This is a genomic window from Alphaproteobacteria bacterium (assembly GCA_017308135.1).
In the GTDB taxonomy this organism is placed as follows: domain Bacteria; phylum Pseudomonadota; class Alphaproteobacteria; order CACIAM-22H2; family CACIAM-22H2; genus Tagaea.
The window spans coordinates 112285-136163 of the sequence record JAFKFM010000014.1; the positions used below are offsets into that span (position 1 = coordinate 112285).

Below are 23879 nucleotides of genomic sequence, written 5' to 3' on the forward strand. Positions count from 1 at the left end.
GGCAAGTCACGCTTTTGTTCTCGATGGAGAAACCAGATGACTCGCTTCCGGCTTATGTTGCCTCGCCTGAGTTCACTTCTTCTCGTATCCAGCGTCGGACTATTCGCGCCTGCGGCGATGGCGCAGGACGTCATCAAGTTTGGCGCGCCCCTTCCTCTGACGGGGCCGCTCGCGCCGGAGGCGGTGAAGCAGCAGCAGGGATATGACCTGTGGGCCGAACAGGCGAACAAGGCAGGCGGCATTTCCGTCGGCGGCAAGAAGTACAAGGTCGAGATCGTCTACGCGGACTATCAGTCGAACACGCCGCGCGCGGTGCAAACCAGCGAGCAGATGATCACGCAGAACAACGTCAATTTCCTGTTCGGCGCGTTCGGGTCCGGCGCAGCCAAGGCGGCCAGCAGCGTGTCCGAGAAATACAAGGTGCCGACCATCGCAGCGACCGCTTCGTCGGCGCAGGTCTACGATCAGGGTTACAAATATCTGTTCGGCACCTTCACGCCTAACGATACGCTGACCACGCCGTTGACGCAGATCGTCAAGGCCAAGGCTCCGGATGTGAAGAAGGTCGCCATTCTGGCGCGCAACGATCTCTTCCCGCTGGCGATTGCTCAGGAAATGGAGAAATCGGCAAAGGCGAACGGGTTCGAGGTAGTTTATTTCGAAAAATACGCCATCAATACCCTCGATCATTCGGCCACGCTGTCGCAGATCAAGTCCCTTGCGCCGCAGTGGATCTTCGTGACCGGCTACATCAACGACCTGTTGCTGGTTCGCAAGCAGATGACGGATCAGCAAATCAAGGCCAGCGTCGTGTCCATGATCGCCGGGCCTGCCTATCAGGAATTCATCGACGCGGCGGGTGCGAGCGGCGACAACATCACCAGCGCAGCCTGGTGGCATCCGGCGGCGCAATATTCGGGCAAGGACATTTTCGGCACGACCGCGAACTATGTCAAACTTTTCAAGGAGAAGTACAAGTCCGAGCCTGACTATGCGCAGGCTTCCGCATCCGTGTCCGGTGCTTTGTTCCAGATGGCCATCGAGCGTGCGGGTACGCTGGATCGTGACAAGGTACGTGACGAACTCGCCAAGATGGACGTGATGACCTTCTGGGGACCGGTGAAGTTTGGTTCCAACGGTCAGATCAACTCGCTCGAGCCGCCGGTCTTTCAGTTGCAGGGTGGCAAACCCGTCGTCCTCTCACCGGCGATCATCAAGCAGGGTGACTTCAAGCTGGGCGTGAACTGACCGCAATAGCCTCAAGGAAAGCGGAAGTCCGACATGCTGGCGGCCCAGGTTCTGATCAATGCTCTGGTTCTGGGCTGCCTTTACGCCTGTATCGCGATCGGCTTCTCGCTGGTCTGGGGCGTATTGAACGTTATCAATCTGATCCACGGCTCATTCATCGTGCTGGGCGCCTACCTTGCATGGTGGCTCTATAACCTGCTGCATATTTCCCCGTGGTATGCGCTTTTCATCGCTGCGCCCGCGTTTTTCGCTCTCGGTTATGTCCTGCAGCGTTTAATCCTCAATCGTGTGATCACTGCGCCTGTTCTTGTCACGCTGACTCTTACGTTCGGTCTCGACCTGATCCTCAACAACGCGATGATCTACTACTTCAAGGCCGACTATCGGAAATTGATCCTGACGCCTCCGATGGGATCGGTTTCCATCTTCGGGGTTGTCGTGCCGGTCGATCGTCTGGTTGCCACTGTCGCGGCGCTGGCATTGACGGGTGTGCTGTATTTGATCCTGCGACGATCGCGGGTAGGGCGTGCCATCGTTGCTGTCCGACTCGATCGCGACGCGGCCAAGCTGATGGGCGTCGATGTCAATTCGATCTATGCGTTCGCATTCGGTCTCGGCGCAGCACTGGCTGGCTGCGCCGGTGTTTTGATGGCGCTGATCTTCCCTATCTCTCCGCTCACCTCGACGGCCTATCTCGGAAAGGCCTTCGTGGTTTGTGTCCTCGGTGGCCTGGGCAGTGTGTCCGGCGCGTTGGCAGGGGGGATATTCCTGGCGCTGATCGAAGGTATCGGTTCGACGCTGATCGGGCCCGCGCATGCCACGACTCTTTCATTCGCGATCCTGATCGTGTTCCTGATCGTGCGCCCTCAAGGCTTGCTTGGTCGGAAGGGCTTTGAATGACACGCTCAAACCTCCTTCTGCTGGCACTGATACTTTGCATCGCCTTGCTGCCGCTCTTCGGCGGCTCCTATGCGCTACGGCTGGGCACCATCGCCTGCATGTACGGCATCCTGGCGCTGTCGTGGAACGTTGTCGGCGGTTTCGCGGGATATCCCTCATTTGCAACGGCAGCATTCTTCGGATTTGGCGCTTACAGCGCAGGCGTGCTGATGGGGAAGGGAGCCGCGCTGTCGGTGTCCGTCGTGGTTGCGGGCGTCATGTCCTTTGCGGTGGCAGCCCTTCTCGGCGCCGCGCTCCTTCGCCTGCGCGGACATTATTTCGCAATCGCCAGCCTGTCGTTGATTGAGGTGTTTCGGGAATTGGTGAACAACGCCACCGATCTGACGGGCGGTGGAATGGGATTGAACATTCCTGTGACGTCGTCCGCCGGCATCATGGCGGACGCGATGCTGTTTTTCTACGTGATGTGGGCGCTGCTGCTCGGCACAGCCATCATGGTTGTGATCGTAGCGGGATCGAAGCTCGGATTCGGTCTCGCCGCCATTCGCCAGAATGAGACCGCAGCCAATATGATCGGGCTCAACGCCACTCTCTACAAAAGCATCGCGTTCGGACTATCCGCATGTTTCGTTGGGGCCGCCGGCGGCGTCTATGCGGCATGGGTTCACTATATCGATCCGTCCGACGTGTTCGACATTCTCTACTCGGTGAAACCGATCGTCATGGCTCTGATCGGAGGGCTCGGGGCGCCGCTCGGCGTCATGATCGGCGCCTTTGTCTACCTCGGCCTCGAGGAAGTGGTCTGGCGCAATTACATCCAGATCCACAGTGGAGTGCTGGGAGTTCTCATCGTCATCCTGCTCCTGTTCTTCCCGCATGGATTGATGTCGATCCGCGACCGTCTCCTGTCGTGGAGGCCGAAGCGTGTCTGAAATTCTCCAGCTTCAGTCGGTTTCCCGGAACTTCTCCGGCCTGAAGGCCCTGCGGGACGTGTCGCTGCGCGTCAGCAAGGGCGAAGTTCTGGGTCTGATCGGGCCTAACGGCGCGGGAAAAACGACATTGGTGAACACCGTGACCGGCGTCACGCCAGCGAGTTCCGGCAAGGTCTTGTTCATGGGACAGGACATCACACGGGTCAAAACCTATCAATCGGCTCGGCTCGGTCTCGCTCGCACTTTTCAGATCGTGCAGCCGTTTGCGGAATTCAGTGCGCTGGACAACGTTGCCGCGGCAGCGCTGTTTTCGCAGCCCGGCGAGAATATCAGATCGGCCCGTGAGGAAGCGCGAGCCCATCTGGCATTTGTCGGTCTGGATGCGCAGGCCGATCAACCTGCTGCGACTTTGACGCTGGCGATGCGCAAGCGGCTCGAACTTGCCAAGGCTCTAGCCATGAAGCCGAAGCTGCTGTTCCTTGACGAGGTCAATGCGGGGCTCAACAGCGCCGAAGTCGAACGCGCAGCAAAGCTGATTCACCAGCTTTCCGAGAGCGGCATCACCATCGTGATGATCGAGCATCTGATGAAGGTGGTGCTGAACGTCTGTACGCGTATCGTCGTGCTGCACAATGGCCAGTTGATCGCCGATGGCGCACCACGGGACGTGATCAAGGATTCCGCGGTCGTCGAAGCCTATCTCGGTCAGCAATATGCACAGAGGGCGGGTCATGGCTGACGATCTCGCCAAGCCGATGCTTGAGCTGCAGGAACTGCGCGCTGGTTACGGCGAGGTGCAGGTGCTGTGGGGCATCGATCTCGCGGTCCGCGAGGGGCAGATCACCGCCCTGATAGGCTCGAACGGAGCAGGCAAGACGACGTTGATGCGCGCGCTGTCCGGGCTGATTCCGGTTCAATCCGGTCATTATCGTTTTGACGGTAAAAATCTGGTTGGCGCCAGCGCCGCGGAGATTCTTGCGCATGGCATTGTGCACGTTCCCGAAGGGCGGCGGCTGTTCGGTGCGATGAGTGTCGAAGACAATCTGTTGATGGGCGCTTATGCGCGCAACGTCTCTCGCGCCGAGATCGGCCGCGATATGAGCCGCGTTTACACGACATTCCCGAAGCTGTTCGAGCGTCGCAATCAGGCGGCGGCCACGCTTTCCGGCGGCGAGCAGCAGATGTGCGCCATCGGACGTGGTCTGATGAGTGCGCCGAAGCTTCTGATGATCGATGAATTGTCGCTTGGTCTGTCTCCGCTGCTGGTCGAGCAGCTTGTGGCGGCGCTTCGTGCACTCAATGCGGAAGGCATGTCGATTCTCCTGGTGGAGCAGGACGTGACGACGGCGCTCGATCTGTGTGATGCGGCGTTCGTCATGGACATGGGCAGGATCGTTCGCGCTGGGACCGGTGCGGAGCTTCTTGCTGATCCGATCATTCGTGATGCCTATCTCGGCGTCCTCGAAGAATAGCTCACAGCGCATCCCGAACAGGACGTCGCTCAACAAGAAGAGGTCATATGATTCAGACTGTCGAAGCAGCCAACGGCGGATATAGGTTTATGCCCGGTGTCAGTCAGTATTCTGCCGGCGTCGCGGCATTACCGGGATTCACTTTAGAGAGGGTTCGGTTCACGAAGCCTGTCCCGTTGCGTCAAGGTTTTGAGCGCATTGCGGAGACCCTGAAGAACGCGGGTCGCCCACTGACCGCGTTCGCGGCTTGCGAATTGCGGTCGCCCGCGCCGTTCACCGAGAGCGGATTCGTCAAGTTCAATGAAGTTTACACCGGAACCCTGAAGGAATGGGGATTGATGCCTGACGGCGTCAACCCCGTTGCGCGCAGCAATGTGTGTCCCAAAATCGATCCGCCTTCCGAGCCGGGTTTCTACGCGTTCTCCTACACAGTGCCTGCGCCGACGAATTCTCCGGCTTCATTCGTGATCGCGGGGAGCGGCGAAGCGCCGGAGGGAAAAACGAACTACCGCGACCATGCCGTTCGTCTGGGCGATATATCTCCCGCTGCGATGCTGGAGAAGGCGCGGTGGGTTCTTGGCGAGATGGAGCGCCGCATGAGCGCGTTTGGCGGCGATTGGAGCCAGGTGACCGGCACGCAGCTTTATACCGTGCATGATATCTATCCGTTCATCGAAAGCGAACTCGGCAAGCGCGGCATTTTCAGGCAAGGGCTGACGTGGCACCTCAACCGTCCGCCTGTGCAGGATCTGGAATACGAGATGGATTGCCGCCGGGTCTATACCGAGCGCGTCCTCGAGGCGTAGGTCCGTTACTTCTGACGATTGCCGGTTCTGACAGCTTTCAGGACCGGCAACTCTCATTCGAAGCTTTCACAACATTCGAGGCAAATCGCCAAAGTTCATCCGGTAACGGGTCGAAAGCCAACAGGCAACGCCTTGCTGGCATCGAGATCCATCGCGATAGCGGCCCAGTCATACGCAAGCAGGCGCGGCGCGATTCCGCTTCCTCCGTCCGCGCCGGTGACGACTATCGCCGCTCCGGCGTCCGACTACGCATTGTCGCCTTCCAGCGCCGCAATCACGGCATCCGTAACCTTCCGCGTTGTCGCATGGCCGCCGAGATCCGGCGTGTGAAAATCGGGATTGCCGGTTACCCTTTCGATCGCACGCATCAAGCGAGTGGCTGCGGCCTTTTCCCCTAGATGTTCAAGCATCATGGTCGCGGACCAGAACGTGCCGATCGGATTTGCGATGCCTTTGCCGGTGATGTCGAACGCGGAGCCGTGGATAGGCTCGAACATCGACGGGAATTTGCGTTCGGGATTGAGGTTCGCGGTCGGCGCAATGCCGATCGAGCCAGCCAGCGCGGCGGCGAGGTCGGACAATACGTCTGCATGAAGATTGGTCGCGACAATCGTATCCAGCGTCTCGGGCTTCAGCGTCATGCGAATTGTCATCGCATCGACGAGCATTTTATCCCATTTTACGTCGGGAAATTCCTTCGAAACCTCCGTCGCGAGCTCGTCCCACATCACCATGGCATGGCGCTGGGCATTGGACTTCGTCACGACAGTCAGCAGCTTGCGGGGGCGGCTCTGCGCCAGCGCGAATGCAAACCGCATGACCCGCACCACGCCCGCGCGCGTCATGATCGAAACATCGGTGGCGACCTCTTCGGGCAATCCCATGTGCACGCGCCCGCCGACGCCCGCGTATTCGCCTTCCGAATTTTCGCGCACGATGATCCAGTCGAGCTGTTTGTCCGTCACGGCGCGCAGCGGACTTGTGATGCCCGGCAGGATTCGAGTCGGCCTGACATTTGCGTACTGATCGAATGGCTGACAGATCGCGAGGCGAAGTCCCCATAGCGTAATGTGATCGGGAATGTCCGGATGTCCGGCCGAGCCGAACAGGATCGCGTCATGGGCCTTGATCTGATCGCGGCCGTTCTCCGGCATCATGCGTCCATGCTTCTTGTAATACTCTCCGCCCCAATCGAAGTTGTCGACCTGGAATGAGATATGTCCCTCGCGCTTGGCCAACGCGTGAAGCACCTCGACACCGGCCGTAATGACTTCAGTGCCGATGCCGTCGCCGGGAATTGCCGCGATCCGATACGTTTTCATGTTCTGGTTAACCGATGGAAGAGTGGATATTGTGAACGGATCCGACTGTGCTTGTGCTCAGTCGGCGAATTGCCCCGCGGCCTTGATGATTGGCGCCCAGCGATCGACCTCGCTGTCCAGCAAAGTTTTCAGGGCTTTCGGCGTGGCTTCTTCCGAACTGACCGGATCGGTGTTGATGTCGTTAAACCGCTTCACCAGATCCGGGTCCTTGAGTGCCGCCTGAAGTGTGACTGAAAGTTTTTGAACGATGGCGTCCGGCGTGCCTTTGGGAGCGTAGATGCCATGCCACGCGCTGACTTCAAAGCCCTTCAAGCCTGCTTCATCGGCCGTCGGCAAATCCGGCAGCGACGCCAAGCGATTCTTGGTGGTGATGGCATAGCTCTTGACGAGCTTTCCGAGGATCGGTTGCGTGGTATTCGTGGTCTGGTCGCAGGTGAGATCGATCTGCTTGGCGATAAGATCGTTCATCACCGGAGCATTTCCCTTATATGGGATTGCCTGAATCTGTTTGTCGACGGCGGTCATGAAGAGCATGCCGCAAAGGTGGGAGGCCGCGCCGAGACCCGCGTTGCCGAAGGTCATCTTGTCGCCGTTCGCCTTGATGTATGTGATTAACTCCCGAAGGTTGTTGGCCGGGAGATCAGGGCGCGCAATGATCGTCATGGGCGCGTAAGTCACGATTCCGATCGGCGAGAAGGCGGTCTTGGTGTCATATGGCAGTTTGCGATAGAGCGTGGCTGCCGTTGAAATTCCGATGTGATGAATGAGCAGCGTGTAGCCGTCGGGCTCGGCGCGTGATGCGCGGGTTGCCGCGATCGTGCCGCCAGCGCCAAGTGCATTCTCGATGACAATGGTCTGTCCCAGGATCTTGGACATTGATTGCGCGGTCACGCGTGCAACGGTGTCGGTTGCGCCGCCCGCGGCGAAGGGGACTAGAAGCGTGATAGGCCGCGACGGATAGTCTTGCGCCAGCGAAGGCGTCAGGCACAGAAGATATGCGGCAATTGCAAAGACTGCTCTCATCGGATCGCTCTCCCGTTTAATTGGTTCATTGATTGCGATGATTTTGAAGGCGTCTTTGCCAGCGTTCAATACGACTTTGTTTATACAAAAAAGTCATATAATCTCCTTCCTTGGAGATTTTGATGGATTTGCACCAGCTTCGTTGTTTCGTCACTGCCGCAGAGGAGCTTCATTTCGGGCGAGCGGCTCAACGGCTGGATATGCTGCCGTCCGCGCTGGGGCGCTATATCGACTTGCTTGAAAAGAAACTCGGCGCCCGGCTGCTGGCGCGCACGACGAGAAGTGTGGCCCTTACGGAAGATGGAATTTTCCTGCTCGAAAGGGCCCGTCCGCTTCTGGAGGCGGCTGAAGATATTGAGTCAGGCTTCCGAAAGCGCGTCAGAGAGCGTGCGATCTCTCTGCGCGTTGGAACGATTGACAGTGCGGCTGCCGGTCTTTTGCCGAGAATCCTGCATGATTTTCGTATGCGTCGCCCCGATGTTACGGTGCAATTGATCGAGGGTAAAACGTTTAACTTGATACCTCAGCTTTTGGCGGGACGACTCGATCTGGCGTTTGTAAGGCCCCCGGCGACAAAAAATAAGAAACTCGCATTTCAGTTTCTGCTGCATGAAACGGCCGTTGTAGCCGTGCCGGCAAAACACCCGCTTTCCTCACGCAGGAAGATTTCTATTGCGGAGCTAGCGGATCAACCGTTGATCGTTCCGGAGCGAAGATCGCGGCCGCACAGCCACGATCTCACCATGAAGCTGTTTGCGGACGCTGGAATTCGGGCGCGCGTTGTTCAGGTCGCCGAAGAGAAGCAGACCATCGTCAATCTGGTGTCCGCCAAGATCGGCATGGCGATCGTGCCGCGATGGACATCGCGCATGGCAACGAAAGGTGTGAAATTCGTCGCCATCAAGCAGGCGGGCGATGAGCCGCTCAAGACGTTGCCGCTGGCTGCGGCATGGATCGACGGTGCCAACGATCCTGTCCGCGATGACATGATCGATATGCTGCGGCGGCGTTTGAAGGCTTACGCGGAAGGAGCCTGATGACGCGGGAGAATTGCTGTTTCTCTGTTGGTTGTGAGAGGCACCACATATGGATGTTCGCTATCCCGTGATGCGTAGGCAATCATTCGCACGAAAAGCAAAAACCGTTTTCAAATTGAAGGGTCTCCGCATATAACCGTTCAGACAAGAACTTAAGAAAACAAAGCAGGGGATGACGAACATGGCAGGTTTATTGCGCCGCGATATGCTGGGTCTCGCGTTGACGGTTGCAGCCGCAGCGCTTCCGTTTGGCGGAGCGCAGGCCGCCGATCCGATCAAGATCGGTGTGACCATCACGCAATCGCCTCCGGGTTCGGTCGTGCAGGGTACCCAAGTGAAGGATGGTCTCGAGGTCGCTGCCAAGATCCTCAACGACGCCGGTGGTGTGGATGGCCGGAAGATCGAACTCGTCATTGAAGACACGCAGGGATTGCCTGAGAAGGCCCGTGCCGCGGTCGAGAAGCTCGTGACCCGGGATAAGGTCGTCGCGATTACCGGCGATCACCAGAGTTCGTCGGTGCTGGCCGGTATGGAAGTCGCGCACCGTTATAAGATTCCCTACGTCAACACCAACGGCTGGTCCGACGCGATCCGCGAGAAGGGGTATCCGGAGGTCTTCAACCCGGGCAACTATAACAGCCGTGTCGGTGCCGCTGCCGCCGCGACGATGAAGGACCTCGGCGTCAAGCGCGTTCTGTCGTTCGCAGAGAATACCGACTACGGCATCGGTCTTGCGAAAGCGATCGGTGAAGCATTGAAGAAAGCTGCGCCGGAGATCGAATACAAATACGAAACGCTGGATCGTGCGTCGAAGGACTTCCTGCCGGCGATCCTGCCGCTTCGTGCCAATCCGCCGGATGTGATCATCAACGTGATGCTGCCGCCCGCGGCCTACATCATGATGAACCAGGTCTATGAGCAGGGTGTCGCGCCGTCGGCCAAGACCTGGCTCTATGACGGCTCCGGCCTCGCGGACTATCCCGACTTCTGGCAGAACGTGAAGGAAGCGGGGAAGGGGATGCTGGTGTTCGGCTTGTATCATCCGAAGATGGCCCAGCCGTCGCTCGGCAAGCAGGTCGGCGATGCCTACACCGCGAAGACCAAGAACGCACCCAACCGTCTGCTCTTCCAGGCGGCCGACTCGCTGTTCCTGATCGCGGATGCGGCCAAGCGCGCCAAGTCCACCGAGTCCGAGGCTCTGATCAAGGCGCTTGGCGAAACCAAGTACACCGGCACGCGCGGCGAGATTACCTTCGCCAAGGACAAGGGCTACGCGTTCAACCAGTGGCTCGACGTGCCTTACGTCACGTTCCAGATGACCGAGGTCAACCAGAAGGTCGAGGATTCGGTGCTGGTGTCGCAGCCGGGCCAATCGCTCGACAAGTCCAAGCTGTGGAAGCCCGCGAAGTGACGCGGGCTGCGCTGACGCACTGATCCATCATGAGCGGTATCGATGTTGATCTTGCGGTGAATGGCCTCATCACGGGGCTGTTCTACGCGCTCATGGCCGTCGGCCTGTCGCTGATTTTCGGCATTCTGAAGATCGTGAACTTCGCCCATGGCGAGTTCTACATGGTCGGCGCCTATGCCTACACGTTGATCGCGCTTGCGCTCGGCGTGCCGGCATGGATCGCGCTACCGCTAGCCTTCGTCGTCGGTGCGGCACTGGGCTGGCTCACGGAGCGGACGCTGATGCGTCCGCTCTATGCCGGCTATACGTCATGGGGCCTGATGCGTGATGAGTATGCGGTGATCGTCACCTTCGGCCTGTCGCTGTTCCTCATCAATCTGGTCGACAAGGTGGTTGGCCCCTATGCTTTTCGTGGCCCGCCGCTGGTGGAAACCAGCCGCGTGGTGCTTGGCCCGGTGCTGATCAGCGGTCATCGTCTGCTCGCTGCCGGTATCGCCATCGCCGTGATCGCCATCACTGCGGCGTTGATCAAGTGGTCGTTCTGGGGTCAACAAATTCGTGCGGTGTCGCAGAACCGTCTCGGCGCATCGCTGGCCGGTATCGATACGGCGAAAGCCAGCGTCATCGTTTTCATGTTGTCGGGCGGCCTTGCGGCTTTCGCGGGCGCGCTGCTGTCCCCGGTGATCAATGCCTCGCCCGACGTCGGCGTCTTCCCGGCGATCAAGTCCTACATCATTGTCGTGCTCGGCGGCATGGGCTCGGTGCCGGGTGCGATCGTCGCCAGCCTGTTGCTGGGCGTTATCGAAAGTTTTGGAGCCGTATATCTGTCGTATCAGTACCGCGATGCATTCGGTCTCATTCTGCTGATGCTGTTTCTGCTTTTCCGTCCGCAGGGTCTGTTCGGTGAAAAAGGGCGGGAAGTGTGATGGCGCGATCGTCTTCAAGCTCGCCCGCCGCCCAGCAATCCGGCGCGCAACTTACCACCACCAAAACCACGGTCGAGTTTCGGGCCGCGCTGATCGCGATGGCCGTGATCGCGCTGATCCCGCTCGGCGTGAGCAACCCGTACTGGCTCGGCGTGCTGATCGTGTCGATGTATTTCGCGATCCTCGCGGGAAGCTGGAATCTGCTTGCAGGATATACCGGGCAATTTTCGCTCGCGCCCGCGACCTTCGCGATGATCGGGGCCTATACGACCGCCTTGCTGAATCATTACTTCGGCACACCACCGCTGCTCGGCATCCTTGCTGCCATCGTCGTTGCGGGATTGGTCGGACTGTTGCTGGGCCGCGCGGTGATGCGGCTGGTCGGGCCGTATCTCGCCCTCACGACCCTGAGCTTCGCCGAGATCATGCGTTTGGTGATCGCCAACTCGATCGACATCACGCGCGGTGACCTCGGGCTCAGCGTTCCGGCGTTGCTGGATAGTCGTGTCGGCTGGTATTACCTGTTCCTCGGTGCCTTGGTCGTGCTGCTGGTCCTTTTCTACATGCTGCTGCGATCCAAGGCAGGCCTGTTCTTGCAGGCGATCCGCGACGACGAAGTCGCGGCACGCCGTGCCGGTGTCAATGTCGTGTTCTGGAAGACCGCCGCATTCGCCATCTCGGCAGCGGCATCCGGCTTTGCCGGAGCGCTCTATGCCCACTTCGCCGAACTGGTGACGCCCGAACTCGGCCTGATCGGCCAAACCGGTCTGATCGTCAGCATGACGGTGATCGGCGGCATTGGGACGCTGGCGGGGCCTCTGGTCGCGGCGTTTCTTGTCTACGTGACCTCGGAGTGGCTGCGCGATGTCGGCGGCTATCAGCTTGTGGTGTTCGCCGCGCTCGTCATCATCTTCGCGCGATTCTTCCGCGAAGGCCTCTGGGGCTTGGCCAAAGCGGCCGTGCAGCGCGGGAGGCGGGCATGACGCTGTTATCGGTTCGCAGCGTCAGCAAGCGCTTCGGCGGTCTGACCGCCGTCGATAATGTTTCGTTCAACGTCGAAGCCGGCGAGCTGGTCGGACTGATCGGTCCCAATGGATCAGGCAAGACCACGTTGCTGAACATTCTCAGCGGCCTTGGAACTCCCGATAGCGGGGAAATCCTGCTGGATGATACACCCTGTCAGGGGCTCACGCCGGAGCGTCTCGCGCAGCGCGGCGTGATGCGAATGTTCCAGCTAACTCGCGTATTCCGCCGCATGAACGTCATCGATAATCTGCTGGTGGCGGGGCGGGCGCTCGGCCTCGGTGCGGACGAGGCGCTGTCGCGCGCCAACGCGCTGATCTCGGAACTGCGGCTCGATGTGATCCGCCATCTTGATGCGGGGCAACTCTCGGGCGGTCAGATGAAGCTGCTCGAATTCGGCGTGTGCTTCATGGTGCCGCCGCGGATCGCGCTGCTCGACGAACCGTTTGCGGCGGTGCATCCCACCATGAAGGAGATCATGGGCGATTTCATTCGGTCTCGTCACGAAAAGGGTCAGACCTTCATACTCGTCAGTCACGATATGCCGGTGGTGGTCGAACTGTGCCCGCGCTCGATCTGCATGAATGCGGGTGGGGTCATTATTGATGCGACCACGCGCGAGGTACTCAATGATCCGCGCGTCATCGAGGCCTATCTTGGAGGGCATGCGGCATGAGCGCGGTGCTGACGCTCGATCACGTCACGGCAGGCTACAGCGTGGATATCGATGTGCTGCGCGATCTCAGCCTCACGGTGGAGGCGGGCCGTATCACCGGCCTGATCGGTCTCAACGGCGCAGGCAAATCCACGGTGATGAAGTCGATCTGTGGCTTCCTCAAGCCGAAGGCTGGACAGATCGTTTATGAGGGCGAGGATATCACCGGCCTCGAGCCGCACCGCCTGAGCGCGCGTGGTATCTGGTACATTCCGCAGGAATCCAGCCTGTTTCCGTTCATGACGGTGACGGAAAATTTGCGGATTCCGCTGGAGAACCTGTCGCGGACGACCGGCACGCCGCCGCGCGACGAGGTCGAGCGGCGGTTCGAGGCGATGCTGGAGAAATTCCCGGCGCTAAGGGCCAAGCTGCGTGCGCAGGCGGGTGATCTGTCCGGCGGCCAGCAGAAGATGGTGGAATTCGCCAAGGCCTGGCTGATGCGGCCGCGACTCTGCCTGATCGATGAGCCGTCGATCGGTCTGTCGCCGAAGATCGTGGAAGAAGTGTTCCAGTGGATTCACCTGTTCGCCGTGGAAGACATGGCGATCCTGCTGGTCGATCATAACGTGCGGCGGGTGATCGCGATGTCGCATCGGATCTACGTACTGAGCCTTGGCGAGATCACTGCGTCCGGTGAGCCTGCCGACTTCGCAGGCGATCTGCACGAACAGGTCAAGCAATGGCTTGGCATCAACTTCTGACATGACAGCCGCGACAGCACCGCGCCGCCTGCAAATGCAGGCACTGACGGCGGAGGCTTTTGCTCCGTTTGGTTCGATCGCGGCCCTTGATGCTGCGGGCGGCCGTGCGGTCAATCAGAACCGGGCGCGCCGCATTCTGGGGATTGGTGATCTGGCGCACGAGGCCGTGGCCAAGCGTCCGGTGCTTGATACTTATCAGATCGCGCCATCATCATTGCCGTTCAGGGTGGTTTGCTTCGAGCGGCATTGCCTGACATCGCAAGTTTTTATTCCGGTTCGCTGTGCACGACTTCTGATCATCGTTGCTCCCGACGACGCCAGCGGCCAGCCCGACATCGAACGCGCGATTGCCTTCGTGGGCGATCATCGCTCGGTGATTCATTATCGTGCTGGCGTCTGGCACTCGCCGCTGGTGGCGATGGACGATGCAGCCGTTCTGACGATGCTGATGTGGGAAGCGGGCGATACGCGCGACTGTCAGGAGACGTCTTCTTTCGATCCTCTGGAAGTCGTTTAACAACCTGTCCGGATTCGGGCGGGGAGAAGCCCGCAGTCGACAGCATTGACGGGCCGCCCTACGGCGCCATCTGGGAGAGACGTTCATTCGGTAATCGCAATGCCAGCCATTCGGATTTTCAGGCCAGTCAGACTGGATTGTGATCGAAGTTTCGGTTTAAGACGATAGGGTTCGGCCGGTATTATGCCGGCTGTTTGCTCACCGACGCCGTGACCGTGCGAGAGGCTGGCGATGCCCCTTATCTATCCACGCGAAAGCAATGCTGCGCATGCGCCGCGGCTGTCACCGGATTACAAGAGCACGGTGAAGCGTTCGCCGATCAAGCCGCTCATCATCATGCCGCATACGCTGTCCGAACTGACGGGACCGGTTTACGGTCACGAAACCGTGCGTGAGAACGACCACGATCTCACGGCGCAGCATCAGGGCGAACCGCTTGGCGAGCGGATCATCGTTCATGGACATGTCCGAGACGAGGACGGCAGGGGCGTGCCCAATTCTCTGGTGGAGGTCTGGCAGGCCAACGCCTGCGGACGCTACGTCCACGTGGTCGACCAGCATCCGGCACCGCTTGATCCCAATTTTACCGGGGCGGGGCGCGCCAAGACCGATGCCAACGGCTATTACAGGTTCATCACCATCAAGCCGGGCGCATATCCGTGGGGCAATCATCCGAACGCCTGGCGGCCGGCGCACATCCATTTCTCGCTGTTCGGCCATTCGTTCATCTCGCGCATCGTCACGCAGATGTATTTCCCGGGCGACCCGCTGTTTGCCTACGACCCGATCTTCAATTCGGTCACCGACGAAAAGGCGCGAATGCGCATGGTTTCGAGTTTCGATCTCGAAAATACGAAGCCCGACTGGGCTCTCTGCTATCGCTTCGACATCGTCCTGCGCGGACGCAACGCCACACCTTTGGATAACGACTGATGAGCGGCATCACTCCATCACAGACTGTCGGCCCTTACTTCAAGTACGGATTGACGCCGGGCAGCGACTATCAGTGGAACGACGCTTTCGGCAACGATCTGGTGACGCCTGAGGTCTCCGGTGAGCGTATCCGCATCGTTGGCCGCATTTTCGACGGCGACGGCAAGGAAGTCCCCGACTCGATGCTGGAAATCTGGCAAGCGGATTCCCGGGGCCGTTTCGCCGATCCGCAGGATGCGCGTTCGATCCCGAATGCCGCGTTCAGGGGGTTCGGCCGTTGCGGAACCGATAACAACGGTGTCTATTCATTTCACACGATCAAGCCGGGACCGGTTGCGGGACCGCATGAGCTGCAGGCGCCGCATATCCTGCTTGCGGTCTTTGCGCGGGGCATGACCCAACAGGCGCAGACCCGGATCTATTTCGAGCACGAGCCTGCGAATGCCACAGATCCCATTCTTGCGCTGGTTCCCGAGGAGCGCCGCGCGACATTAATCGCGATCCGGGAGCCGGGAGACGTTGCGACCTATCGCTTCGATGTTCATCTGCAAGGCGATCTGGAGACGGTGTTCTTCGATCTGTAATAGTTAGCTACACATATCCGGTCGTTCCGAATGCCTCATATCGTCTGCCATTATTCAGCGGGTCAGGAAATGCCGCCGCTCAGCGAAGTGATGATGAAGATTCATCACGCGGCCGCGTCCACGGGTGTCGTGAAGGCGGAGGATCTCAAGATTCGTGCTCAGGCCTTCGATGATTATCTTGTCGCCGGGAAGGCTCAATCATTTTTCCATGTGTCGTTTTATCTGCTCGCGGGGCGAACGCTGCAGCAGAAGGAAATGCTGAGTATCGAACTAAGAAGTGTTTTGTCGAAACTATTGGAAAACACCTACAGCATCAGCATCGACATTCGCGATATGGATCCTGAGGCCTATAAAAAGCGGCTGAAATAGGCGGTTTCCAGAAGTCCTGCCAGCGCCATGACAGGTCGATATCGCGGCAATTTTAGCATCTGAAATAACCTTGCGAGGGATTGGAATTAGAGGCAGTCTAAAGCGTCGACCGTCGCAGCTTTCCCATCAGTGTTGTTTGAAATGCAAGGACATTGGCTGCGTTGGACAAGCGCGCAGGTTGTATTTTCAGCGGTAATCCCTGGCTAGGTCCAACCGTTCCAGACTCGAAGGAATTTCTCACCATGATGAGCCAGCAGCAAAACGATCTGATCACGCGGGTCGGCCCGAAGGACCCTGCCGGGAAATTGATGCGGATGTACTGGCAGCCCGCTGCGCTCGTGGATGAGCTCGAAGGCGATCGGCCGATCCGGGCCGTGAAATTGCTCGGCGAAAACTTTGTGCTCTTTCGTGACGAGCAGGGCCGCTACGGTCTCATGGATCGCGATTGCCCGCACCGCGGCGCGGACCTGGCGTTTGGCCGGCTGGAGAATGGCGGCCTGCGTTGCGCATTCCACGGCTGGCTGTTCGACGTCGAGGGCCAGTGCCTCGAGACGCCGGCTGAGCCTGTCGGCTCGGTGCTGTGCAAGAATATCAAGCAGCGTGCCTATCCGGTGGTGGAGAAGGGGGGCATTCTCTGGGCCTATCTCGGCGAGGGTGAACCGCCGGCATTTCCGGAGATCGATTGTTTCACCGCGCCCGAGACCTATACGTTCGCCTTCAAGGGGCTGATCAATTGCAACTGGCTGCAGGCGCTCGAGGTTGGCATCGATCCGGCGCACGCCTCTTTCCTGCATCGTTTCTTTGAAGACGAGGATACCTCGACCGCTTACGGCAAGCAGTTCCGCGGTGCGTCCGCAGACAGTGAAATGCCGATGACGAAAATCCTGCGTGAATATGATCGCCCGATCATCAACGTGGAACAGACCGAATATGGCCTGCGTTTGATTGCGCTGCGGACGATCGACGATGAGCGCACACATGTCCGCGTGACCAATCAACTGTTTCCGCATGCGTTTGTCATTCCGATGAGCACGGAGATGACGATCACCCAGTGGCACGTGCCGGTGGATGACGAGAATTGCTACTGGTACGCGATCTTCACCAGCTTCACCAATCCGGTCGACAAAAAGAAGATGCGCGAGCAGCGGCTCGAACTCTATGAGCTGCCCGACTATGTGTCGCGCAAGAACAAATCGAACGATTACGGCTTCGATCCGCACGAGCAGGCGACATCGACCTATACCGGCATGGGCGTCGACATCAACGTGCATGACCAGTGGGCGGTTGAATCCATGGGCGCAATTCAGGATCGTACCCGCGAACATCTCGGCCAGTCCGATAAAGCCATCATCCAGTATCGCCGCCTGCTGAGGCAGGAAATCGAGAAGGTGGCGTCCGGCGGCAAGCCGTTCATGTTCCTGGATGAAGCGCATGCTCGAAGCATTCAGGGGCCGGGTACGATGGATGGCATCGGTCCGACCCGAGGCTGGGAAACATACTGGATGGAGGTTGACGTGAAGCGGCGAAGGGGCGCCCCATGGGCTGCTCCGGTACCTGCCGAGATTGCGAAAAAAGTGCCCCATCTGACGGCGGCCGAGTAAGGCTGTAGCGGGGGTATTGTTTTGAGTTTCGTAAAGAGACACGGGCTATGGTCCGATGAGCAACACGAGGCGGCGGCTCGCTTACGGCGCGTCGTTGAGGAAAAGAAGCTGGATACCCTCCGGCTGTCGTTTCCGGATCAGCACGGCATTCTTCGCGGCAAGACACTGATCGCAGGCGAAGCGCTGCGCTCGCTCGAAAGCGGCTGCTCGATCACCACCACGATGCTGGCCAAGGATACATCACACCGGACGGTGTTTCCGGTGTTCACTGCCGGCGGTGGCTTCGGCATGACCGAGATGCAGGGCGCCAGCGATTGCCTGATGGTCCCGGACCCGACGACCTTCAGGGTGCTGCCCTGGGCGCCGAACACGGGCTGGCTGCTGTGCGATGTTCATTTCGCCGATGGCCGCCCCGTGCCGTTTGCAACCCGCGGGCTTTACAAGTCGGTGCTGAAGAAGCTGGCCGATCGTGGATACGATTTCATGGCCGGTCTTGAAGTCGAGTTTCACATCTTCAAGCTCGAAGATCCGAAGATGGCGCCTCGGCACGCCGGCCAGCCGGGCGAGCCGCCGGATGTCACGTTGCTGTCTCACGGCTATCAGTATCTGACCGAGCAACGTTACGATCAGATGGAGCCCGTGCTGGAACTGATCCGGCGCGATGTCATGGCGCTCGATCTGCCCTTACGCTCGATGGAAATCGAATTCGGGCCCAGCCAGGCGGAATTCACCTTCCAGCCCACGGTCGGCCTGGTGCCTGCCGATACCATGGTGCTGTTCCGGAGCGCAGTGAAACAGATCGCGCGCCGCCATGGCTATCATGCGACATTCATGTGCCGGCCGCGCATTCCCAACGTGGTTTCGTCCGGATGGCATTTGCACCAGTCGCTGGTGTCGCGCACCACCGGTGAAAATGCCTTCATGTCGAATACGGAGGCGATGTCGGATTTCGCCAAGGGATATCTCGGCGGATTGCTCGAGCACGCGCGGGCATCGACCGTGTTCACCACTCCGACCATCAACGGCTATAAGCGCTATCGGTCCTATTCCCTCGCGCCCGACCGGGCGATCTGGGGCAGGGATAACCGCGGCGTTATGATCCGTGTGCTGGGCGGTCCGAACGATCCGGCCACGCGGTTTGAAAACCGGGTCGGTGAACCAGCCGCAAACCCTTATCTTTATATGGCGTCGCAGATCCTGTCCGGCATGGACGGTGTGGACCGGAAACTCGATCCGGGTCCCTCGGCGGATACCCCTTATGAAACGAAGGCCAGCCTCCTGCCGAAAACGCTCCGCGAGGCGGTATTTGCGCTGCACGATGATCCGTTTTTCCGCGACGCGATGGGCAAGGAATTGGTAGATTACTACGTTCATATCAAGAACGCGGAAATCGAACGCTTCCAGAGCGAAGTTACCGAATGGGAGCAGCGCGAATATTTCGAGATGTTCTGATACAGATTCAATAAGGTCACGAACTGCCCGGCAGCGTCCGGCATAAAGAGGGCTTGGAAGGGGAGACAATGAAGAATTCAGCAAAGTTATTGATTGCGGTGGCGGCCCTCGGCATGATCGGCACGGCCGCGTCGGCGGATGTCATCAAGGTCGGCGTGATCGGGACCATGTCCGGGCCATTCGCGCTGTTCGGCACTAATTACAAGAGGGGGATCGAGGCATGGGTCGCCCAGCATGGCAACAAGGTCGGCAATCACGAGATTCAATTCATCTACCGCGATGAAGAATCTCCTAATCCGGCGAAGTCCAAGGCCTTGGCGCAGGAACTGATCGTCAAGGACAAGGTCCAGTATCTGGCGGGCGCCTATTTCACGCCCAACGCGATGGCCATCGCGCCGCTGCTGGAGGAATCGAAGACCCCGCTGGTCGTCATGAATGCCGCGACGTCGGCCATCGTCGAAAAGAGCCCGTACATCGTCCGCACGTCCTTCACGATGTGGCAGAACACCGTGCCTGCTGCTGAGATCGCGAAAAAGAACGGCGCGAAGAAAGTCGCGATCGCAGTGAGCGATTACGGTCCGGGTATCGATGCCGAGGCCGCGTTCAAAAAGACGTTCGAGGGCGGCGGCGGCACGGTGGCGGAAGCGATCCGCATGCCGCTGAACACCACGGATTTCAGCCCGATCATGCAGCGGATCAAGGACTCCGGCGCTGACACCATCTTCACGTTTCTGCCGGCCGGACCTCCGACGCTGGCCTTCGTCAAAGCCTATATCGACAACGGCCTGAAAGCCGCAGGCGTGAAGCTGATGTCGACCGGTGACGTCGTCACAGAGCCGGATCTTCCGAATATCGGTGATGCCGGCATCGGCATTCTCTCGACCTATCATTATGCCGTCTCCCATAATTCGCCCGAGAACAAGGCGTTTCTCGACCAGATGGTGAAGGATGGCGGAAAGCTCGGTGAGGTGACCATGACGTCGGTTGCGGCATATGATGGCGCACGCTTGATTTACAAGATGATCGAGGCGACAGACGGTCAGCGTGATCCAGCGAAGGCCATTGCCGCCGTCAAAGGCATGAAGTGGGTGAGCCCGCGCGGTCCGGTGTCGATCGATCCGGAGACGCGGCACATTCGGCAGAATGTCTATCTTCGCGAAGTCAAGAAGGTGGACGGCAAGCTCATCAATCAGGAAATCCAGACATTCGATGCACAGCCCGATTGGGCTCTGAGCAAGAACTAGGATGAGCGGAGATGCCTCCGCGGCGACGCGCCGCGGAGCCTTTTTCGTGCTGGGGAGAAGCTGCAGCACGCTTGATGGCGCTTGACCGCGGACCATTACCTGCCATCAATCCAGACGTCTGAGGTCTGTTGATGACGTTAGGGCGCGGCGAAATTCATGATGCGATCGGTTCGGCCTCTGCGATAGCCGCGGTGGTTGGTGCATAGGAAGCGTGATGCAGACAGTCCTGAGTATCGCATTCGACGGCATTGCCTATGGCATGGTGCTGTTCATCATTTCGATCGGGCTGTCGATCATGATGGGCCTCATGCGCGTCGTGAATCTTGCGCATGGTGCATTCGCCATGATCGGTGGGTATCTCGCGTCCTATGCCATGCGCGGCCTTGGCATGAACTATGCGATTGCGATCATCGCAGCGGTGATCGGGACGATCGTCATCTCGATCCCGTTCGAGATTTTGCTCTATCGCCGCATCTATCGGAAATCGGATGCGCTCACCCAGCTGCTGCTGACAATCGGCATCACCTTTTTCATCATCGGAGTTGCCAACTTCCTTCTCGGTCCGACCCTGAAATCCATTCCGCTGCCCGCAGCTTTGAGCGGGCCGATGGATATCGGCTTCCGCATGGTGCCGACGCATCGTATCTTCGTGATCGCCTGCGGTGTGATCGTGGCGCTCTTGCTCTGGTTTCTGATCGAGAAAACGGAGTTCGGCGTTCGTCTGCGTGCCTCGGTCGACAACAGCGATATGGCAGACTCGCTCGGGATCCGGACCGAGTGGATTTATGCTGCGACTTTCGCATTGGCGGTCGGGCTTGGTGCATTCGGCGGTGTTGTCGGCGCGGAATTGATGCCGATCGAGCCATACTATGCACTTCGCTACATCGTAACGTTCCTCGTGGTCGTCTCCGTGGGAGGCGCAGGATCGATTGTCGGCGCTATTGCAGCCTCGTTGCTGCTCGGATTTGCCGATACGACAGGAAAATACCTCGCACCGGAGTACGGCGAGTTCTTCTTTTATCTGGTTGTGATCCTCATCGTCTTCATGTTTCCCCGCGGATTGTTCGGGCGAGCCCATTAGATGAACGCCTTTTCCAAATCAGTTACGATGAGGTTCGAATCCTTTCCGTTCGCTCAAGAGATGCTGGGTATCTTGTCGATCGGTCTTCTTGGATTGATCGGCTACCTGATTTTCCCCGACGACCTCGCGTTTCTCACCCGGCTGATCAGCGTCTCCCTGCTGGTCTTGTCGCTGGACCTCGTGACGGGATATTGCGGCGTTGCTACTCTCGGGCAGGCGGTTCTGTATGGCGTGAGCGCCTATGTGGTTGGAAATGCCGCTCTCGCAGGAATCGCAGATCCGATTCTGTTGCTGATCTTCGGCATGCTGGCAGGCATTCTGACAGGGCTGATTTCGGGCGTGCTGATTGCGCGGTTTCGGGGGCTCCCGCAGCTCGTGCTGTCGATTGCATTGGGGCAACTCGTGGTCGCGCTCTGCAATAAACTTTCATCCCTCACGGGCGGAAGCGACGGCTTGGCGGGTATTACGCCTGCGCCGGTGTTCGGTATTTTCAGTTTTGATATGTACAGCCGTACGGCGTTTGTATTCTCGTTGACTATTCTCGCGATTGTGTTCGTGCTGCTGCTTCGCTTTGTCCGCTCGCCGTTCGGTCTGTTGTGCCGTGGCATCAGGGACGACGATCTGCGCGTGCAGATGATCGGGGCGCGGGTGTATCCGCGGCTTGTCATTATGTACGGCATTTCCGGTGCCGTTGCGGGCATCGGTGGCGCGTTGAACGCCATTACGGCGGGCGTGGTCGGATTGGATAGTGTTGGGTTCGAGCGTTCGGCCGAGGCGCTTGTCATGCTGGTTCTCGGGGGAGCCAATAATTTGTGGGGCGCGCTGTTCGGCTCCATCATTTTTCAGATTTTCGGGCACTACGTGTCATCCATCAATCCGTTCCATTGGCTGACACTGGTCGGCCTGTTGTTGATCGTCGTGGTGGTTTTCGTGCCGCGTGGCCTGTCTCACGGAGTTGCGGTTCTGTGGACGAAGCTGATCGGACGGGAGGCACGGCTGTGACCGATCTTCTCCAGCTTGAAGGCGTCTCGAAGTCGTTCGGCGGGCTTCACGTCAGCCGGGACATTTCATTCGGCCTTTCGGCTGGTGATCGCGTGGCCTTGATCGGGCCGAATGGCGCGGGGAAAACCACGCTTGTGAACATCATGTCCGGCGACCTCGCGCCGACACAGGGGCGTCTTTTTCTCAAGGGCGAAGATATCACGCGCCTTGGCATTACCGAACGGGTTCAGCGCGGTCTGGTCCGGACATTTCAGGTCACGCGGCTGTTCAGCAGCCTGACCGCCGCAGAGAATGTCGCGCTGGCCATCATGCAGCGTAGGGGGATGACCAGGCGCGTATTCTCCGCAGCGGCGAACAGGCCGGACGTTCGGGAGGAATGGGAACGACTGCTGGGCTCGCTGGGCATTGCCCATCTGGCGCGATTGCCGGTGTTAAAACTCGCTTACGGCCAGCAACGGCTGCTCGAACTGGCGATCGGCCTTGCGCTGAATCCGAAGGTTCTTCTGCTTGATGAGCCTGCAGCGGGCGTTCCCCATGACGAAGCGCCGAAGATTCTGGAGGCCATCGATCGCCTGCCGCCCGACATTGCGGTGCTGATGATCGAACATGACATGGACCTTGTTTTCCGGTTCGCCAAGCGAGTCCTTGTTCTCGCCAACGGACGTCTCATTTTTGAGGGCACGCCTGAGGCTGTGACCGTCGATGCCGAAGTGCGCCGCGCCTATCTGGGGAGCTATGCCGATGCCCGCCGCACGGCTTGATGTCGAAAGTCTGAGCGCCGGCTACGGGCCCACGCGGATTATCCAAGGGCTCTCGTTTAATGTTGAGGCGGGAGAGCGGTTGGCGATCCTTGGCCGCAATGGGATGGGAAAGACGACACTGCTGGCCACGCTGATGGGCTTGTCCACACGCCATCACGGAAGCGTCAAGGTCGACGACATCGACGTGACGGCTCGCCGCACATCGGCGCGCGCTCATCTCGGCGTCGGCTATGTCCCGCAAACACGCGATATCTTTCGCTCGTTGACGGTCGAGGAAAATCTTTCGACAGGCCTGAAGGGGCGGCCGCGCGCGGCACTGGAAGAGGCCTACGTTATGTTTCCGCGGCTCGGCGAGCGGCGGCGGAATCTTGGCAGTCAGTTGTCGGGTGGCGAACAACAGATGCTGTCCATGGCCCGAACGCTTCTCGGTCGGCCGTCGATCCTGTTGCTCGACGAGCCTCTTGAAGGCCTTGCTCCGGTGATCTGCGATGAACTCATGACTATGATCACGGAATTGGCCGCATCCGGCAAGATGACGATTGTTCTGGTGGAACAGCAGATCGAGCGCGCGCTGGATTTTGCAGGCCGCGTGCTGATCCTGGAGCGCGGACGATTAGCCTGGCAGGGCGCATCCGGCGAATTGAAATCAGACCGCGCTCTGGTGGACCGTCTGCTCGGCGTGGGAATTCACTAAACTTCCCGCGACACCCGGCGAGCGGGAGTTCCGATCCACGTTTATTTTATAGGTATTGACAGCATAAAGTTGAGGTGGCAACTAAATCGCAAGTCAACAAGTTCGAAGCCGATCAGCTTCAATTA

At 59.1% G+C, this 23879-nt stretch carries 25 protein-coding genes; 23 read left to right on the plus strand and 2 right to left on the minus strand.

Annotated features, from left to right (window positions below):
- The first annotated feature begins 36 nt into the window (after positions 1-36).
- The 6 genes from J0H39_24075 to J0H39_24100 are packed head-to-tail and all read left to right on the plus strand — an operon-like array spanning position 37 to position 5358.
- Complete coding sequence (locus J0H39_24075; protein ID MBN9499838.1) at positions 37-1248, plus strand: amino acid ABC transporter substrate-binding protein; 1212 nt, start codon at positions 37-39, stop codon at positions 1246-1248.
- 33 nt (positions 1249-1281) lie between these two features.
- Positions 1282-2148 carry a branched-chain amino acid ABC transporter permease gene (locus J0H39_24080; GenBank protein ID MBN9499839.1) on the plus strand — a complete coding sequence of 289 codons (867 nt, stop codon included), beginning with the start codon at positions 1282-1284 and terminating at the stop codon, positions 2146-2148.
- Complete coding sequence (locus J0H39_24085) at positions 2145-3080, plus strand: branched-chain amino acid ABC transporter permease (protein ID MBN9499840.1); 936 nt, start codon at positions 2145-2147, stop codon at positions 3078-3080. The genes J0H39_24080 and J0H39_24085 overlap by 4 nt, the downstream gene beginning before the upstream one ends.
- On the plus strand, positions 3073-3819 hold the full coding sequence (locus J0H39_24090; protein ID MBN9499841.1) for an ABC transporter ATP-binding protein: 747 nt from the start codon (positions 3073-3075) through the stop codon (positions 3817-3819). The genes J0H39_24085 and J0H39_24090 overlap by 8 nt, the downstream gene beginning before the upstream one ends.
- A gap of 16 nt (positions 3820-3835) precedes the next feature.
- A complete protein-coding gene (locus tag J0H39_24095) occupies positions 3836-4552 on the plus strand; it encodes an ABC transporter ATP-binding protein (GenBank protein ID MBN9499842.1) in 717 nt (238 codons plus the stop codon).
- Between the two features lie 47 nt (positions 4553-4599).
- The gene (locus tag J0H39_24100; GenBank protein MBN9499843.1) at positions 4600-5358 is read left to right on the plus strand and encodes a hypothetical protein; all 759 of its coding nucleotides are present in this window, start codon (positions 4600-4602) and stop codon (positions 5356-5358) included.
- A gap of 245 nt (positions 5359-5603) precedes the next feature.
- Here J0H39_24100 and J0H39_24105 read toward each other — a convergent pair whose 3' ends face one another.
- Positions 5604-6680, minus strand: coding sequence for a tartrate dehydrogenase (locus J0H39_24105; GenBank protein MBN9499844.1), 1077 nt, complete (start codon positions 6678-6680; stop codon positions 5604-5606).
- 57 nt (positions 6681-6737) lie between these two features.
- Positions 6738-7703, minus strand: a complete 966-nt coding sequence (locus J0H39_24110; protein MBN9499845.1) for a tripartite tricarboxylate transporter substrate binding protein BugD — start codon at positions 7701-7703, stop codon at positions 6738-6740.
- Between the two features lie 122 nt (positions 7704-7825).
- Between J0H39_24110 and J0H39_24115 the strand changes: the two genes are divergently transcribed.
- The 17 genes from J0H39_24115 (at position 7826) to J0H39_24195 (ending at position 23754) form a co-directional block, all read left to right on the plus strand.
- Positions 7826-8740, plus strand: a complete 915-nt coding sequence (locus J0H39_24115) for a LysR family transcriptional regulator (GenBank protein MBN9499846.1) — start codon at positions 7826-7828, stop codon at positions 8738-8740.
- A gap of 205 nt (positions 8741-8945) precedes the next feature.
- Positions 8946-10151: an ABC transporter substrate-binding protein gene (locus J0H39_24120; GenBank protein MBN9499847.1), complete on the plus strand. Its 1206-nt coding sequence runs from the start codon at positions 8946-8948 to the stop codon at positions 10149-10151.
- 29 nt (positions 10152-10180) lie between these two features.
- Positions 10181-11077 carry a branched-chain amino acid ABC transporter permease gene (locus J0H39_24125; protein ID MBN9499848.1) on the plus strand — a complete coding sequence of 299 codons (897 nt, stop codon included), beginning with the start codon at positions 10181-10183 and terminating at the stop codon, positions 11075-11077.
- The gene (locus J0H39_24130; GenBank protein ID MBN9499849.1) at positions 11077-12060 is read left to right on the plus strand and encodes a branched-chain amino acid ABC transporter permease; all 984 of its coding nucleotides are present in this window, start codon (positions 11077-11079) and stop codon (positions 12058-12060) included. Before J0H39_24125 ends, J0H39_24130 begins: the two co-directional genes overlap by 1 nt.
- Complete coding sequence (locus J0H39_24135) at positions 12057-12776, plus strand: ABC transporter ATP-binding protein (protein ID MBN9499850.1); 720 nt, start codon at positions 12057-12059, stop codon at positions 12774-12776. Before J0H39_24130 ends, J0H39_24135 begins: the two co-directional genes overlap by 4 nt.
- A complete protein-coding gene (locus tag J0H39_24140; protein ID MBN9499851.1) occupies positions 12773-13516 on the plus strand; it encodes an ABC transporter ATP-binding protein in 744 nt (247 codons plus the stop codon). The genes J0H39_24135 and J0H39_24140 overlap by 4 nt, the downstream gene beginning before the upstream one ends.
- 1 nt (position 13517) lies before the next feature.
- Positions 13518-14033, plus strand: coding sequence for an ureidoglycolate lyase (locus tag J0H39_24145; protein ID MBN9499852.1), 516 nt, complete (start codon positions 13518-13520; stop codon positions 14031-14033).
- A gap of 231 nt (positions 14034-14264) precedes the next feature.
- Positions 14265-14966 carry a protocatechuate 3,4-dioxygenase subunit beta gene (gene pcaH / locus J0H39_24150; GenBank protein ID MBN9499853.1) on the plus strand — a complete coding sequence of 234 codons (702 nt, stop codon included), beginning with the start codon at positions 14265-14267 and terminating at the stop codon, positions 14964-14966.
- Positions 14966-15550 carry a protocatechuate 3,4-dioxygenase subunit alpha gene (gene pcaG, locus J0H39_24155; protein ID MBN9499854.1) on the plus strand — a complete coding sequence of 195 codons (585 nt, stop codon included), beginning with the start codon at positions 14966-14968 and terminating at the stop codon, positions 15548-15550. Before pcaH ends, pcaG begins: the two co-directional genes overlap by 1 nt.
- Before the next feature lie 30 nt (positions 15551-15580).
- Entirely contained in the window at positions 15581-15919 is a 339-nt protein-coding gene (locus J0H39_24160) for a 5-carboxymethyl-2-hydroxymuconate isomerase (GenBank protein MBN9499855.1), read from the plus strand.
- Between the two features lie 242 nt (positions 15920-16161).
- On the plus strand, positions 16162-17520 hold the full coding sequence (locus J0H39_24165) for an aromatic ring-hydroxylating dioxygenase subunit alpha (protein ID MBN9499856.1): 1359 nt from the start codon (positions 16162-16164) through the stop codon (positions 17518-17520).
- A 21-nt stretch (positions 17521-17541) separates the two neighbouring features.
- Positions 17542-18972: a glutamine synthetase gene (locus tag J0H39_24170; protein MBN9499857.1), complete on the plus strand. Its 1431-nt coding sequence runs from the start codon at positions 17542-17544 to the stop codon at positions 18970-18972.
- 68 nt (positions 18973-19040) lie between these two features.
- On the plus strand, positions 19041-20216 hold the full coding sequence (locus J0H39_24175; GenBank protein ID MBN9499858.1) for an ABC transporter substrate-binding protein: 1176 nt from the start codon (positions 19041-19043) through the stop codon (positions 20214-20216).
- A gap of 214 nt (positions 20217-20430) precedes the next feature.
- A complete protein-coding gene (locus J0H39_24180; protein ID MBN9499859.1) occupies positions 20431-21297 on the plus strand; it encodes a branched-chain amino acid ABC transporter permease in 867 nt (288 codons plus the stop codon).
- Complete coding sequence (locus tag J0H39_24185; protein ID MBN9499860.1) at positions 21298-22299, plus strand: branched-chain amino acid ABC transporter permease; 1002 nt, start codon at positions 21298-21300, stop codon at positions 22297-22299.
- Positions 22296-23060, plus strand: a complete 765-nt coding sequence (locus J0H39_24190) for an ABC transporter ATP-binding protein (protein ID MBN9499861.1) — start codon at positions 22296-22298, stop codon at positions 23058-23060. The genes J0H39_24185 and J0H39_24190 overlap by 4 nt, the downstream gene beginning before the upstream one ends.
- Positions 23041-23754, plus strand: coding sequence for an ABC transporter ATP-binding protein (locus J0H39_24195; protein ID MBN9499862.1), 714 nt, complete (start codon positions 23041-23043; stop codon positions 23752-23754). The genes J0H39_24190 and J0H39_24195 overlap by 20 nt, the downstream gene beginning before the upstream one ends.
- The last annotated feature ends 125 nt before the right edge of the window (positions 23755-23879 follow it).

Coding starts and splice junctions, on each gene's coding strand:
- J0H39_24115 (MBN9499846.1), top strand. CDS start 7,826: ATGGATTTGCACCAGCTTCGTTGTTTCGTCACTGCCGCAGAGGAGCTT.
- pcaG (MBN9499854.1), top strand. CDS start 14,966: ATGAGCGGCATCACTCCATCACAGACTGTCGGCCCTTACTTCAAGTAC.
- J0H39_24080 (MBN9499839.1), top strand. CDS start 1,282: ATGCTGGCGGCCCAGGTTCTGATCAATGCTCTGGTTCTGGGCTGCCTT.
- J0H39_24100 (MBN9499843.1), top strand. CDS start 4,600: ATGATTCAGACTGTCGAAGCAGCCAACGGCGGATATAGGTTTATGCCC.
- J0H39_24135 (MBN9499850.1), top strand. CDS start 12,057: ATGACGCTGTTATCGGTTCGCAGCGTCAGCAAGCGCTTCGGCGGTCTG.
- J0H39_24075 (MBN9499838.1), top strand. CDS start 37: ATGACTCGCTTCCGGCTTATGTTGCCTCGCCTGAGTTCACTTCTTCTC.
- J0H39_24195 (MBN9499862.1), top strand. CDS start 23,041: ATGCCCGCCGCACGGCTTGATGTCGAAAGTCTGAGCGCCGGCTACGGG.
- J0H39_24095 (MBN9499842.1), top strand. CDS start 3,836: ATGCTTGAGCTGCAGGAACTGCGCGCTGGTTACGGCGAGGTGCAGGTG.
- J0H39_24165 (MBN9499856.1), top strand. CDS start 16,162: ATGATGAGCCAGCAGCAAAACGATCTGATCACGCGGGTCGGCCCGAAG.
- J0H39_24185 (MBN9499860.1), top strand. CDS start 21,298: ATGAACGCCTTTTCCAAATCAGTTACGATGAGGTTCGAATCCTTTCCG.
- J0H39_24120 (MBN9499847.1), top strand. CDS start 8,946: ATGCTGGGTCTCGCGTTGACGGTTGCAGCCGCAGCGCTTCCGTTTGGC.
- J0H39_24180 (MBN9499859.1), top strand. CDS start 20,431: ATGCAGACAGTCCTGAGTATCGCATTCGACGGCATTGCCTATGGCATG.
- J0H39_24145 (MBN9499852.1), top strand. CDS start 13,518: ATGACAGCCGCGACAGCACCGCGCCGCCTGCAAATGCAGGCACTGACG.
- J0H39_24160 (MBN9499855.1), top strand. CDS start 15,581: ATGCCTCATATCGTCTGCCATTATTCAGCGGGTCAGGAAATGCCGCCG.
- pcaH (MBN9499853.1), top strand. CDS start 14,265: ATGCCCCTTATCTATCCACGCGAAAGCAATGCTGCGCATGCGCCGCGG.
- J0H39_24110 (MBN9499845.1), bottom strand. CDS start 7,703: ATGAGAGCAGTCTTTGCAATTGCCGCATATCTTCTGTGCCTGACGCCT.
- J0H39_24105 (MBN9499844.1), bottom strand. CDS start 6,680: ATGAAAACGTATCGGATCGCGGCAATTCCCGGCGACGGCATCGGCACT.
- J0H39_24140 (MBN9499851.1), top strand. CDS start 12,773: ATGAGCGCGGTGCTGACGCTCGATCACGTCACGGCAGGCTACAGCGTG.
- J0H39_24125 (MBN9499848.1), top strand. CDS start 10,181: ATGAGCGGTATCGATGTTGATCTTGCGGTGAATGGCCTCATCACGGGG.
- J0H39_24085 (MBN9499840.1), top strand. CDS start 2,145: ATGACACGCTCAAACCTCCTTCTGCTGGCACTGATACTTTGCATCGCC.
- J0H39_24175 (MBN9499858.1), top strand. CDS start 19,041: ATGAAGAATTCAGCAAAGTTATTGATTGCGGTGGCGGCCCTCGGCATG.
- J0H39_24130 (MBN9499849.1), top strand. CDS start 11,077: ATGGCGCGATCGTCTTCAAGCTCGCCCGCCGCCCAGCAATCCGGCGCG.